General features: G+C 45.3%; 12 protein-coding genes. 2 read left to right on the top strand and 10 right to left on the bottom strand.

Annotation, left to right across the window (positions count from 1 at the left end; translation table 11 throughout):
* The 5 genes from I3248_RS08260 to I3248_RS08240 all read right to left on the bottom strand — a co-directional run.
* The coding region (locus tag I3248_RS08260; RefSeq protein ID WP_238063261.1) for a GTP-binding protein at window positions 1–361 on the bottom strand (361 nt) is incomplete at its 3' end.
* Window positions 362–615: 254 nt separating this feature from the next.
* Window positions 616–2,739, bottom strand: a complete 2,124-nt coding sequence (gene fusA / locus I3248_RS08255) for an elongation factor G (RefSeq protein ID WP_201610514.1) — start codon at window positions 2,737–2,739, stop codon at window positions 616–618.
* A gap of 378 nt (window positions 2,740–3,117) precedes the next feature.
* Window positions 3,118–3,591: a 30S ribosomal protein S7 gene (gene rpsG, locus I3248_RS08250; RefSeq protein ID WP_025646354.1), complete on the bottom strand. Its 474-nt coding sequence runs from the start codon at window positions 3,589–3,591 to the stop codon at window positions 3,118–3,120.
* A gap of 193 nt (window positions 3,592–3,784) precedes the next feature.
* On the bottom strand, window positions 3,785–4,159 hold the full coding sequence (gene rpsL / locus I3248_RS08245) for a 30S ribosomal protein S12 (protein ID WP_025646352.1): 375 nt from the start codon (window positions 4,157–4,159) through the stop codon (window positions 3,785–3,787).
* Between the two features lie 354 nt (window positions 4,160–4,513).
* Entirely contained in the window at window positions 4,514–5,668 is a 1,155-nt protein-coding gene (locus tag I3248_RS08240; protein WP_025646350.1) for an EcsC family protein, read from the bottom strand.
* Window positions 5,669–6,187: 519 nt separating this feature from the next.
* Here I3248_RS08240 and I3248_RS08235 point away from each other — a divergent pair.
* Both I3248_RS08235 and I3248_RS08230 read left to right on the top strand, forming a co-directional pair.
* The gene (locus I3248_RS08235) at window positions 6,188–7,423 is read left to right on the top strand and encodes a beta-ketoacyl-ACP synthase II (RefSeq protein ID WP_238063260.1); all 1,236 of its coding nucleotides are present in this window, start codon (window positions 6,188–6,190) and stop codon (window positions 7,421–7,423) included.
* Window positions 7,424–7,477: 54 nt separating this feature from the next.
* Complete coding sequence (locus I3248_RS08230) at window positions 7,478–9,109, top strand: anthranilate synthase component I family protein (RefSeq protein WP_025646346.1); 1,632 nt, start codon at window positions 7,478–7,480, stop codon at window positions 9,107–9,109.
* A gap of 31 nt (window positions 9,110–9,140) precedes the next feature.
* Here the strand turns inward: I3248_RS08230 and hisC are convergent, their stop codons facing one another.
* The 5 genes from hisC to I3248_RS08205 all read right to left on the bottom strand — a co-directional run bounded on the left by hisC (window position 9,141) and on the right by I3248_RS08205 (window position 14,383).
* Entirely contained in the window at window positions 9,141–10,241 is a 1,101-nt protein-coding gene (hisC, locus tag I3248_RS08225; RefSeq protein ID WP_025646344.1) for a histidinol-phosphate transaminase, read from the bottom strand.
* A gap of 186 nt (window positions 10,242–10,427) precedes the next feature.
* The gene (hisD, locus tag I3248_RS08220) at window positions 10,428–11,723 is read right to left on the bottom strand and encodes a histidinol dehydrogenase (protein WP_238063259.1); all 1,296 of its coding nucleotides are present in this window, start codon (window positions 11,721–11,723) and stop codon (window positions 10,428–10,430) included.
* A gap of 199 nt (window positions 11,724–11,922) precedes the next feature.
* A complete protein-coding gene (hisG, locus tag I3248_RS08215) occupies window positions 11,923–12,618 on the bottom strand; it encodes an ATP phosphoribosyltransferase (RefSeq protein ID WP_025646340.1) in 696 nt (231 codons plus the stop codon).
* Between the two features lie 137 nt (window positions 12,619–12,755).
* Window positions 12,756–14,024 carry a UDP-N-acetylglucosamine 1-carboxyvinyltransferase gene (gene murA, locus I3248_RS08210; protein WP_025646338.1) on the bottom strand — a complete coding sequence of 423 codons (1,269 nt, stop codon included), beginning with the start codon at window positions 14,022–14,024 and terminating at the stop codon, window positions 12,756–12,758.
* 107 nt (window positions 14,025–14,131) lie between these two features.
* Complete coding sequence (locus tag I3248_RS08205; RefSeq protein WP_037059357.1) at window positions 14,132–14,383, bottom strand: BolA/IbaG family iron-sulfur metabolism protein; 252 nt, start codon at window positions 14,381–14,383, stop codon at window positions 14,132–14,134.
* Window positions 14,384–14,608: the final 225 nt, after the last annotated feature.

Here is a 14,608-nt window from a genome sequence, read left to right as displayed (position 1 = left end):
AGATGTGCTCACGAGTTTGTGGCATTGGGCCGTCAGTTGCTGATACGACTAGGATTGCGCCGTCCATTTGAGCGGCACCGGTGATCATGTTTTTGACATAATCGGCGTGACCTGGGCAATCAACGTGGGCGTAGTGACGAGTTTCGGTGTCATACTCTACGTGTGAGGTGTTGATGGTGATGCCACGTGCTTTTTCTTCTGGGGCTGAGTCAATTGCTGCGTAGTCTTTGGCTTCGCCGCCTGAGGTTTTTGCCGCTACGGTTGCGATTGCGGCAGTTAGTGTGGTTTTACCATGGTCAACGTGTCCGATGGTGCCGACGTTGACGTGGGGCTTGTTGCGTTCAAACTTGGCCTTTGCCATGAGTGTATCCTTTTTTATTGGGGTAAGCTTCTAGGTCTATAATTATGAGATAACTCATATAAAACGACTAAGATAATGCTGACCACATTGAAATAAATGTTTAGAGGTGCACTTAGTGTGCAGATATTATAAGAAAATAACCACCAATAACAAGTCTTTTAACTAATTATTGGTGTATTTCTAATAACTGTATATCTATAACAGTATAGAGGTCTTATATATAAGGGCGCTCTATACTGTCGTAAGCAAGCTAATTACTCGTCATCATTAGAGTTGAACTTAGAGATGATTTCAGCAGCAACAGACTTTGGAATTTCCGCGTACTTTTGGAATTCCATTGAGTAAGTCGCGCGGCCTTGTGACATTGAGCGCATTTGCGTAGCATAACCAAACATCTCAGCTAATGGTACTTCAGCACGGATCTGCTTAGTACCACCAGGCAAGTCTTCCATGCCTTGAACCATACCACGGCGACGGTTTAAATCGCCCATGATGTCGCCCATGTAGTCTTCTGGCGTCTCAACTTCAACTTTCATGACTGGCTCTAGTAGCGCAGGGTTTGCTGCCATAAAGCCTTTTTTGAAAGCCATAGAACCTGCCATTTTGAATGACAATTCATCAGAGTCAACGTCATGGTATGAACCATCGTATAACGTTGCTTTTACGCCAACCACTGGGTAGCCAGCAAGGACGCCGTTTTGCATACGTTCTTGGATACCTTTGTCGACCGCACCGTGATACTCTTTTGGTACCACACCGCCAACAACTTCTTCAGCGAATTCGTACTCAACATCACCTGCTGGATCAAGTGGCTCAAGACGTAACCAAACGTGACCGAATTTACCACGACCACCAGTCTGACGAACGAACTTGCCTTCTTGTTCGACAGTTTCACGAATCGTTTCGCGATAAGCAACTTGCGGTGCACCGATGTTGGCTTCAACATTGAATTCACGCTTCATACGGTCAACCAAGATCTCTAAGTGAAGCTCACCCATACCACTGATGATAGTCTGACCAGACTCTTCGTCAGTATGTACACGGAACGACGGATCTTCTTTTGCCAAGCGGCCTAGAGCGATTGACATTTTTTCTTGGTCGGCTTTAGTCTTTGGCTCAACAGCAAGGCTGATAACTGGATCTGGGAATTCCATACGCTCAAGCGTAATAACGTTTTGTTCATCACATAACGTGTCACCAGTACCAACGTCTTTCATACCGACTAGAGCGGCGATGTCACCAGAGCGGATCTCTTGTAGCTCTTCTTGCGAGTTAGCATGCATCTCAACGATACGGCCGATACGCTCACGCTTCATCTTAACCGGGTTATAAACGCTAGCGCCTTGCTGTACAACGCCTGAGTAAACACGAACGAAGGTTAAGTTACCAACGAACTTGTCATTCATGATCTTAAACGCTAGTGCGGCAAACGGCTGATCATCAGACGCTTCGCGGAAGCCTTCAGACTCTTCTTTATCATCAAGAATACCGCGGATTGCTGGTACATCATGCGGCGCAGGCATATAACGAATAACTGCATCTAGCATTTTTTGGACGCCTTTGTTTTTAAAGGCAGTACCACAAAGCATTGGGATGATTTCGTTAGCGATAGTACGCTCGCGAATAGCGTTATGAATCTCATCTTCAGACAGCTCGCCGTCTTCTAGGTATTTATTCATAAGTTCTTCAGAAGCTTCAGCGGCAGTCTCAACCAACATCTCGCGATATTCTTCTGCTTTAGCTTGCAGCTCGCTTGGGATCTCACGCTCTTCAAACGTCATACCCTGAGTTTCAGTATCCCAATAGATAGCTTTCATAGTGATAAGATCGATAACACCTTCAAAATCTTCTTCTTTACCGATTGGAATAACGACCGGTACTGGGTTACCACCAAGACGAGTTTTCACTTGTTCTACAGCACGATAAAAATCAGCACCAACACGGTCCATCTTATTGACGAACGCTAGACGTGGTACTTTGTACTTGTTTGCCTGACGCCATACAGTTTCAGACTGTGGCTGAACGCCGCCTACTGCACAGTAAACCATGCAAGCGCCATCAAGAACCCGCATAGAACGCTCAACTTCGATGGTGAAGTCAACGTGACCTGGGGTGTCAATGATGTTGATACGGTGTTCATCAAACTGGTTGTCCATACCCTTCCAGAAACAAGTCGTTGCAGCCGAGGTAATAGTGATACCACGCTCCTGCTCTTGCTCCATCCAGTCCATCGTTGCGCCGCCATCATGTACTTCGCCGAGTTGATGGTTTCTACCAGTATAAAATAAAATACGCTCAGTAGTGGTGGTCTTACCAGCATCAATGTGCGCTGAGATACCAATATTGCGATAGCGCTTTAGGGGAGTTTTACGAGCCATAGTATTTTCCTAGGAAAAGTCGTGTATGTATTAATATAGGGTGGTGCTCTACCTCAGAAGTTCAATGAAAACAGTCTCTTAACAGAAATAATCGGCTTTCATGCAGTTCACTTTTATATCGTGCTCAAAGCGATGTCAATTCTATGTAGATAAAAGAGATCATGTGACAAACAAAAGGGTATTAAATTTGAAATACTAGATCTTAAGGATTAACTCTCATCTAGTATCAAAAGATAGCCGCCATCTGGATGGTTATATCTTAACTGCGTTGTGAAAGGCAGTTAAGTACATCACTATAGTGATGGCGGTAATCAATAGAATAAACAAAGTAAAAACGAATACTTAACCACTATAAATGGTTGAAAAAGCATCAACAAATTAGAAGCGGTAGTGTGAGAACGCTTTGTTGGCATCAGCCATACGGTGAACTTCATCACGCTTCTTCATAGCATTGCCTTTACCTTCTGAGGCATCGCTTAGCTCACCGGCAAGGCGTAAAGCCATAGATTTTTCAGAACGCTTAGCAGCGGCTTCCGCTAACCAACGCATAGCCAAGGCAGTACGACGGGAGGGGCGTACTTCCATTGGTACTTGGTAGGTTGCACCACCAACACGGCGAGCTTTTACTTCGACCATTGGGCGAACGTTTTCTAGCACTTCTTCGAAGAAAGATACTGGATCTTCGATGTTACGCTTTTCGCTTACCGTCTCAAGAGCACCATATACGATACGCTCAGCAGTAGATTTTTTACCATCGTTCATCACGTGGTTGATGAATTTGGCGATAGTTTGGCTACCAAACTTAGGATCCGGTAGGATCTCACGGGTAGCTACGACGCGACGTCTTGGCATAATAAATTTCCTTGTCTTCAGGAGAGTCTGACATTCATAATCTCAAGCTGCATCTATAAGAGCAGAGCTATCCATTATCAGTCAGCCTTACTGCATAGTGGTATGTTTAATAGCAAAATCACTGAGTGAGTTTTGTCTAGTAACACCAAACCTATGCACAGTTAAATGGGTAATGCAAAAAGCTCAGCTTACATTAAGCTTTTGGCTTTTTGGCACCGTACTTAGAACGACCTTGCTTACGGTCTTTTACGCCTGCGCAGTCAAGTGCACCGCGAACGGTGTGATAACGTACACCTGGTAGATCTTTTACACGACCACCACGGATAAGCACAACGCTGTGCTCTTGTAGGTTATGACCTTCGCCGCCGATATAGCTTGATACTTCATAACCTGAAGTTAAGCGAACACGGCATACTTTACGCATAGCTGAGTTAGGTTTTTTTGGTGTAGTCGTATAAACACGAGTACATACACCGCGGCGCTGTGGGCACGCTTGCAACGCAGGAACTTTTGACTTTTCCTTGATGGTTTTGCGACCCTTACGAATCAATTGGTTAGTTGTTGCCATAAGGCATCCTTCTCCCGTTTGGTATAAAACAAAAAAATGGGCCAATCTGCCGAGCAATCCACGATAATCGTAAATATTGGCAGTACCCATTTTTAGGACAGTATATTATAAAGAGTTGTTGCTGCTATTTCAACTACTTATCAGCGATTTCACTTTACAACTATTCTTGAATGTGCAATAAGTCTTTAACCTGTAATAAGCTAAATTAACTTGTCCATACTAAATGGCGATACTGAGCTATTTTTCAAGAGCGGTAACGATATTACCAACCATATCCTACCTTTAGCCCTTTTATTCATCAGTATCGCCTTTTGGCTTAGTGTCTGTTTTAGCACCTACATGAATCTGCTAAAGCTACTTATTGGCTTGAGCTTGTTGCTTATCTTGCTTAGCCTCATCGCTCTTGGCATTATTATCAGTTTTTTTATCATCTGCACCGCTCTTATCGTTAGTTTGCTTGTTATCGTCTGACGTCTTAGCAGATTCTTTGTCGCTTTGCTTATCTTGCTCAGTCTTGTCTTTTTTATTGCTATCAGAGGTTTCAACTTTAGCTTCGCTGCCACTGTCATCGGTAATGGCTTTATTAGCAAGCTTAGGCTCAGGCCCGAAGGTCGCTTGTGCTACGCCAATGACTTCGTCAATTAAGCTACTGTTATAACGCATACCAACAATGACAGCAGTCGCTGGCAAAAAGCGGCGCAACCAAGATAGATTAATTTGATCTAAATCGATACCCACTTGTCCGGCGATATTATCGACTTGTTCGGCGTAGTAATTGACGTTTTTATTTTTTAGACCTAAGTTTTGCAGCTCGTTATGCAAACCGCGGCTTTGTGCATTATCAAGTAACTGTTTACCTACGCCAATACCTGCAAGCAGAGCCTGCTTTTCTTGCATTTTACTCAGATCGGCTGCAGAGAGTAGCTCATAAGCCATCTTTACCCCTTGCTTGCCAGTCAACGGCTTATCATAAACGGCAGCGAGCTGATACACGGTGCGTAGTGATACTAATAATAGCCATAAAGTATCGGCGAGCAAACCTGGCAGACCTGCAAGACCAGTAATACCGCCTAATGTCGCTAAAGCACGGTTTTGGTTAGCGATATCAGTGGCAAGTGCGTAGCGCTGCTCCTCATCTAAGCTCGATATATCCGCAAAACGATGCTCGTTGGGTAGATCTAAATGACTCCAACTAGCAGCAAGGTTGGCAATTTGTGCAAAGGCGCTATCGATAGTTGATTGAAAAAGACTATTAGGCACTATCTTTTTGGCATACTTACCATAAGTGGCAAAACGCGTACCGATCAGCTGCTGGGTGGCCTTTAGTGTCTGCTCACGAAATAGGTCTTGCTGATAATCTTCATCACCTAAATTAACGGCTTTATATTGACGCGGCTTGCCTGCCTTGGCGTTCGCGCTATCGATAAAAGCGCCCATACGCTCAAGATTATCACGAGTGAAATGACCGATAGTACTAATACCTTTAGAGAGGGTGTTACGCTTTGCCATAGTTATGTCCTTAAATTGACAGGGTTAGTAAGCAGAATGTTATTGTTAGCACCTATTATTTTATAGGGTAAGTGCTCTATATTTTGAGCTTTTATAGCTTAACCTTTAATAAGCTTGTAAATTAAAAGATTAGAGGCTTTACTACAGTTACATTTATTAGAGTAGCTAATTCTCATAATGGCTGTCAGTGTGAACAATGTTATTGAGAACATACAGTTTGTATCTTCTACTTTCTGTTAACGCCTTTATAGTAGGTCATAATCAATAACTAACAATGATCTTAACAAAGCTGACCAGTTTGAGTTTTAACGTCTGACAATTCACTATTAATCAAACATACTTATCAGTCAGTAAAATATATTGCATATCTTGTGCATCATTATAGTCGGAACTAAGGTATCATTGTATGACTTTATCTGAGGTTCAGATTGGGTTGGATTGTGAATAATCTAGCTGACAAATAGTCTTGTACAACCGATCTGAAAATCGTAAAAACACCATTATTACAAGGAATAGAATATGCGCCGAGTGGTTATTACAGGAGCTGGGATCGTCTCTTGCATCGGTCACGATTTGGCCCGCGTTACTCAGTCTCTAAAAGAAGGACAATCTGGTATCACCTTCAATGAGTCCTATGCCGAGCATGGATTTAAGTCGCAAGTGAGCGGTAGTATCGACAAAACGGCATTAGATACCGCCAAGATCGATCGTAAGCTCAAGCGCTTTTTTAGCGATGCTAGCCTCTATGCTTATGTCAGCGCCTTAGACGCTATCGAGCAATCAGGCTTATCTCTTGAGACGATTAATAACAATCCGCGTGTGGCCTTAGTCGCCAGCTCAGGTGGCGCCTCGACCGAGAGTATCGTCAACGCAGTAGAGGCCATGCGCGAAAAAGGTCTGCGCGGTGTTGGCGCTATGGCAGTACCCAAAACGATGGGCAGCTCAGTCTCCGCGGCATTAGCAACTGGCCTGAAGATTCAAGGTGTCTCCTACTCTCTTACCTCTGCTTGCGCCACCTCAACGCACTGTATCGGTCATGCCGCTGAGCTCATTCAGCTCGGCAAAGCAGATGTGGTGCTTGCAGGCGGTAGTGAGGCGGAGCACTGGACGCAGTCTTGTATGTTCGATGCGATGGGCGCAGTTAGCACCCAGTATAACGATGCACCAAAGCTGGCTTCTCGTGCTTATGACAAAGACCGTGATGGCTTTGTGATTGCTGCTGGCGGCGCGATGCTAGTGGTTGAGAGCCTTGAGCACGCGACCGCACGCGGCGCTCATATCTTAGCCGAGATCGTCGGTTATGGCGCAAGCTCCGATGGAGCGCAGATGGTCGCGCCTAGCGGTGAGGGTGCGGTACGCTGCATGCAACAAGCGCTGAATGACGCAGGTTTAAAGAGCGTCGATTATATCAATACTCATGGTACGAGCACGCCGCTAGGGGATATCACTGAACTGCAAGCTATCGCCAAAGTATTCGGTGGCGATATCAGTCAAGTCCCGCCGATAAGCTCTACTAAATCCATGACCGGTCATAGCTTAGGCGCAGTCGGCGCGCAAGAGCTGATTTACTGCTTGTTGATGCTGAAAGAAGGCTTTATCGCCCCAAGCATCAATGTCGACACTCTAGATGAAGACGCTACTGGTTTCGATATCGTCACCCAAAAGCGTGAAACCAAGCTCAAGACATTGATGAGTAATAGCTTCGGTTTTGGCGGTACCAATGCAACTTTGATTATTAAAAAATTTACTGCTTAATTTATGAGTACTGAACACCCTACAATCAATGCAGCGCCCAATGAGACGCCAGCTATGTTTAATCATAGCTGGCGTTTTGGCGACTTGTGTGCCGCAGAGTTACTGCCTGTACTACAGCAGCATCTAATAGCCAAAGACAGCGCGGCAAACTGGCAACTGGTTTGGCTCGCTAATGACGACGAGCCAGTCATCGGTCTACTACCTAAAGTCAGCTGGCAGCTTTATTTTGCGCCAGATTCGCAAGCAACTTATCAGCTGATGCAAACGTTTCGCGACGATTCTATGACGTCAACTGTAGCAAACATCACTTATGAGGCTTGGCAACAGCAGCTCATCGATTATTGTAGAGATTATGAGAAAGTGGAAAAAAGGCGAAAAAAAGTAGCGCAAACTACCTCAAGCTCGCCGCGCTATCATCATGGCCTCATTGGATTTATCGGTTATGACATCGCCGCGCAGGACTTAAGCCCAGCGGTCACTATGACAAATGCTGAGTCGCCGCTTGCTGCACTCGGTCATTATGATATCTATTTAACTAGAAATGTAGACAACAATATAAACAACAAAGCTAATGGGACAATCTGGTCGCTAAGCTGCAAATCGACTGACAACTCAGACAAGGCAATAAAAGACAACCACTTAGAGCAGCTCGTCTCTTATCTTAATGCTTTAGAACATAAGCTTACTAAACATGGTCAAGCGGAAACCTTATCTGAGCACAAAGAGTTGAGTCAGCTGTATCCGCTATTAACCCCTTTAAAGCTGACACCTCAGTGGCAAAAAAGTGACTATAAACAAGCGTTTGCGCAAACCCAGCACTACCTGCAGCAAGGCGACTGCTATCAAATCAATCTGACCCAAGCTTGGCAAGGGCAGTTAGCATCTTCGGCAAATAATGAGCAAGATCTGACAACAACACTAAGCTTAATGGACTATCTGCCAAGCTTACAGCGTAATACACAAGCGCCTTTTGCCGGTTATATGAGCGTCAACTCTTTAAACAACGATTCGCTAAATCAAGCAGATTTTGAATTACTAAGCTGCTCACCAGAGTTGTTTTTTACCTTTAGTAAAGACGCTATTAGCGACAAGCACGCCATCACCACTAAGCCGATAAAAGGTACCATGCCGCGCGGTATCACTACGGAGGAAGATGCAACCTTTAAACAGCAGCTTTTAAGCAGCGATAAAGATCGCGCTGAAAATGTGATGATCGTCGACTTACTACGCAACGACTTGGGAAAATACGCTAAAACAGGCTCAGTAAAAGTACCGCAGTTATTTGCTATTGAGAGCTTTAGTAATGTTCATCACATGGTCAGCACTATCACCGCTGAGCTAAAGGCAGACACCCATCCGCTAGCGGTATTATTTGGCAGTCTGCCGGCAGGCTCCATCACCGGTACCCCTAAAAGACGCGCGGTTGAGATTATATCGGAGCTAGAAATAGCGCCGCGTGGCGCATATTGTGGCACTATGGGTTATATGAATTTCGATGGTAGTGGGCAATGGAATGTGCTGATTCGCACCTTGCAGGCCGCAAGGCTAGAAGACGGTAGTAAATCCGTGCGTTTGTGGGCAGGTGGCGGTATTACGGTTGCCTCAGATATAGACGCTGAGTATCAAGAGTGCTTAGATAAAGTGGGCAACCTGCTTGCAGTATTGGCGCAAGCGGATTGCTCATAAAGACTTATCTTAATAGACAAACTCAGTGCTTTTATTGAGCCGCTAGCTCCTTTAGTGCGGTAATAAGACGCTGTTGCTGCTCAGCGGTTCCTACCGTAATACGCAGATACTCTTGTATACGCGGCGTATCAAAGTGTCTGACAATAATGCCTTGCTCGCGTAACGCGCTTGCTATACCGATAGCGTCACCATCATGAGGACGCGCAAAGACAAAGTTGGCCTGTGATGGCAACACCTCAAAACCTAAAGCCTTCAATTCGGCAGTCAAAGAATGACGCAAATCAATCACTTGCTGACAAGTCTGCTCAAAGTACTCGGTATCTAAAACACTAGCTCTCGCGCCAGCTTGTGCCAGCTTATCTAACGGATAGCTATTGAAGCTATTCTTCATGCGTGTTAACGCTTCAACTAACGAAGGGTTACCAAAGGCCATCCCTACTCTGAGGCCAGCGAGCGAGCGTGACTTTGAGAAGGTTTGAGTCACTAATACATTATCTAGCTCGTTAATCAGGCTCACCGCCGAAACGGTCGCGCCAGCTTGTGCAAAATCAATATAAGCTTCATCTATGACAATAGTGGCATTGGGATGCTCGCTCGCAAGCTTACGAATATCTGCAAGCGAAAGTAACAAGCCGGTTGGCGCATTAGGGTTAGCAATGATGATACCACTGCAAGGCTGACGATACGCATCAGGATCAATACTAAAATCCGCTTCTAGCGCGATCTTTACCAACTCAACTCCAAAAGTCTGGGCATATACTGGATAAAAACTATAGCTGATATCCGGCGCTAGCAGTGGCCGCTCTTTCATAAAAAAACTGGCAAATATTAACGCCAGCACTTCATCAGAGCCATTACCGACGAAGACTTGATTGATATCTAGGTCATAAGCTCTCGCTAAAGCGCCACGTAAGTCGTCAGATTCAGGCGCAGGATATAAGCGCAGCTCTTCAGCTTGCTGGGTAAGTACGGCGCTGATTGCTGCAGCAACTTTTGGTGAAGGCGGAAATGGGTTTTCGTTGGTATTAAGCTTACATAAGTTATTGTGCTGCGGCTGCTCACCGGGAATGTAAGGTGATAAATTACGCGCTTTACCGGACCATAGCCTAGTATCTACTTTTAATTCACTCATAAATTACCTTACTCTTATTCTACTCTAACAACCCTGTTACCCATATCGTAACACTGTTAGAAATCCTCAATTAATAAACAAGTTAAAATTAGCGCTGGTTTGACGACTTTTTTTAGTTTTAGATCGTTTATTATATCTATTATTACGTTTGTATTTTTGCGCTATTATTCAACTATTGATAAAGCCTTACTGGTAACGATAACGAGCCGAGCGCGCATGCGCTTCTAAATCTTCACGCTGCGCTAAGATATCAGCAGTCTGGGCTAAGGGCTTACTGCCGCCTTCACTGCAATAAATGATAGAAGATTTTTTTTGAAAATCATACACCCCTAGCGGTGATGAAAATCTCGCCGTGCCTGAAGTCGGCAAGACATGATTAGGTCCTGCGCAGTAGTCACCAATGGCCTCTGGCGTGTGACGACCCATAAATATTGCCCCTGCATGACGCACCTCATTAAGCAGGCTATCTGGATCATCAACAGACAGCTCTAAGTGCTCAGGTGCAATACGGTTAATCAGCGCCATACCATCTTGTCTATCTTTGACCAGTATCAAAGCGCCGCGGCTTTTGAGAGAGTCGCGCGCGATATCAGCTTTAGGTAACTCTGCTAGCGCCTTGTCAATCTCCGCCGCAACTTCAGCTAACTGCTCACTACTCGTAGTGACAAAGATAGCTTGGGCAATACGGTCATGCTCAGCCTGCGATAATAAGTCCATCGCAAGCCAGTCTGCGCGATCAGCCGCCTCGCCTTCGGCATAAACCAGCACCTCAGAGGGACCGGCAATCATATCGATACCCACTTGACCGAAGACGGCACGCTTCGCCGCGGCAACATATTTGTTACCCGGTCCGGTGATTTTATCTACTTGCGGAATGGTTTCAGTACCATAAGCTAGAGCAGCTACCGCCTGCGCTCCTCCTACCGTAAAGACCCGATCCACTTCTGCTAAATGCGCAGCGGCTAGTACCAAAGGATTGAGCACACCATTAGGCGCAGGTACCACCATAATGACTTCTTTAACGCCTGCGACTTTTGCAGGAATAGCATTCATAAGTACTGAGGAAGGATAGGAGGCTAAGCCGCCAGGAACATAAATGCCAACGCGATCAAGCGGCGTGACTTTTTGGCCCAAACGATTACCTAGCTCGTCTTCATAGTGCCAACTGTCTTGTACTTGGCGCTCATGAAACGTCTTCACTCGCGTGGCGGCCGTGTTCAGCGCTTCTTTTACTTCAGTATCAAGCGTGGTAAAAGCTTTTACTAAAGCTTCTTGTGAGACTTCAAGCTCTGCCATTGTGGCTGCAGGATGTTGATCAAATTTTTGCGTTAACGCTAATACTTCACTATCGCCATGAGCACGCACCTGCGCGATAATATCATCAACCGTCTGTAATAAATCGCCGTCATTGACGGTCTCAAAAGCAAGCAAGGTAGATAGCTGCTGCTCAAAGTCGCTATCTTGCGTCGTCATCTGGCGCATAACTGAATCCTATAGTTGGTACACTTCAAAACCGGTTTAGGGCTACTGTAATAAATTTTTGCAGAGCCTATAAAAAAGCGAGTAGAGTAAAACTAGTGTAGCACGCCCTATATACGATGAGCCACTAAACGGGTTGCGACGCTTCAATAATAAGGTTTGATATTATTAATGGCTACAACCTTTAATGGCTAAAACCTTGTCAAGAGGTGGCTTTTATACTCTCTTTAAAACTATCTAAAATAGGCTCAAGTAAGGCAAATTTGCGCTTATAACTGACTTGATTGACGATCAGCCGCGAGGACACGTCACAGATATGATCGCGTGGCTCAAGACCGTTTGCAATCAAAGTATTACCAGTGTCGACCACATCGACGATCAAATCGCCCAAACCAACTAAAGGCGCAAGCTCCATCGAGCCATAGAGCTTGATGACATCGACTTGCTGGCCTTGACTGGCAAAATAAGCGCGCGCAACATTGACATACTTAGTAGCGATGCGTAAACGGCGATTGGGTAAAGTAGCGCCTTTAACGCCAGCGGTCATCAGCTTGCACTGCGCAATGCGTAAGTCTAAAAGCTCATAGACATGATTGGCACCATGCTCAAGCAAGACGTCTTTACCCGCTACCCCAAAGTCAGCGGCACCATGCTCTACATAAGTCGGTACATCACTTGCTCGCAATATTAGAACGCGCACATTTGGATGAGTGGTTGGAAAAATAAGCTTGCGCGAGGCACTAGGGTCTTCTAACAAGTCCACCCCTGCGGCTTGTAACAGCGGCATAGTTTCATCAAGAATACGGCCTTTAGAAAGCGCTAAAGTCAGACCATTAAACTCATTATCCACTTCGTTCAATAAAGCGTTATCTTGCTGTTTTTGATTATTTCCAGTCATAATTTTCAGTCATAGTATTTATAGAGTTTCGATAACATTTAAGCAATTAATATCAATGTTATACATTCAGCGTCGACTAAAGGGTCTTCTATAGCAGTCTTATGGACTGTCCTTCAGTCAGCTTTTTATTATCAATATCAGTCGTTGCTGTTGATACGCTCGATGTTAACGCCTAAAGCGCGTAGTTTATTTTCGACATCTTCATAACCGCGATCAATATGATAAATACGGTCAATCAGGCTTTCACCTTCCGCTGACGCCGCCGCCATCACAAGCGACATAGAGGCACGCAGATCGGTTGCCATCACCGGCGCTGCGGTGAAATTCTCAACGCCTTTGACTACTGCTGTATGGCCATCAACTTGGATGGAGGCGCCCAAACGGTTGAGCTCTGGCACGTGCATATAGCGATTCTCAAAGATATTTTCAATAAAGGTACTTGTACCATCAGCAAGACAGGATATCGCCATGAGCTGAGCTTGCATATCGGTAGGAAAGCCTGGATGCGGCTGGGTACGAATATTAACCGGCTGCGGACGCATACTCATCTGCGCGCGAATCCAGTCATCGCCTGTGGTAATGATAGCGCCCATCGACTCAAACTTCTCGAGTACAGGAATCAACAATGCAGCTGATGTTTTTTTGGCTAATACATCACCGCGCGTCATCAATGCACCGGCTAGATAAGAACCAGTCTCGATACGATCAGGCACCACCGAATACTCGCAGCCATGCAGGCGCTCAACGCCTTCAATGGTCATCGTCGCGGTGCCAATACCGCTTATTTTTGCGCCCATTGCTACAAGCATATTGGCCAAATCGACCACTTCTGGTTCGAGTGCACAGTTACCAAGCACTGTCGTTCCTTTGGCCAAAGCGGCTGCCATAATGACGTTCTCAGTACCGCCAACGGTCACCATATCGAACGAAAAATTACAGCCGATCAGCTTGCCGCCTTTTGGCGCTTGCGCTTTGACATAGCCATTTTCGACACTAATCTCAGCTCCCATCGCTTCAAAGGCTTTTAGATGCTGATCGACCGGGCGCGAACCAATCGCACAGCCCCCTGGCAAAGATACTTCAGCTTCACCAAAACGAGCAAGCAGTGGCCCCAACACCAAGATAGAGGCGCGCATCGTTTTCACTAAGTCATATGGCGCATAGAAATTATCTATGCTCGCAGTATCACAAGTCACCGTATCGCCATCTTTATGGATATCGATTCCCATACCACCGATTAGCCGAACCAAGGTGCGCACATCTTGTAAGGAAGGCACATTGTGCAGAGTCGTTGGTGTTTCGGCTAATATCATCGCCGCCAATAACGGCAAAGCGGCATTTTTAGCACCGGAGATAGTAACTTCACCTGCGATACGACTGCTGCCGGTAATTAAGAATTGATCCATAAAATGATAACCTAAGGGTAATTATAATAATAAGTAAAAGACACTAAAAAGAGCTTATGAATGTCAGCTAGTACGCTGAATGAATAAGCTAATTTAGGTGCGGCGCTTTAGCCTTTGGACTGCACTTCCCACTCGCTTGGCGTCAAGGCTTGAATATTGAGCGCATGTATATCACCGCTTGCAATCTTGTCATTAACTAGAGCATAGATAGCTTGTTGGCGCTGTACAGTACGCTTGCCCTCAAAGCTTGCATCCACCACGCGTACATCAAACTTATTACCTTGATTGGCAGCTTGAATAAAAGCGTCTGGATAGTGCTGTTGTAAAAATGCGATTAAATCATCAGCGTTCATGCTCATAACGTATCCTGTATTATTTAAGAAGTGTTATTTCAGTATTTTTATTGGGCGTGCGACATTATAACAAGAGTTTGACTCTCTTACAGTATTGTCTAGCACACTATTATCAAGCAGTAATTATTCGACCCGCTAGCTATCAGCGGCGTATAAAACAACACCGTTAGCTAGCGCTGAAGCACTCAAACCATGTGCGATTTTATCAATAGGCTTAGAAGGCTTAGGTTT

The organism is Psychrobacter sp. Ps3 (assembly GCF_022129275.1).
In the GTDB taxonomy this organism is placed as follows: domain Bacteria; phylum Pseudomonadota; class Gammaproteobacteria; order Pseudomonadales; family Moraxellaceae; genus Psychrobacter; species Psychrobacter submarinus.
The sequence above is the reverse complement of the archived record's forward strand: the minus strand, read 5'-3'. Positions and strand labels throughout refer to the sequence as shown.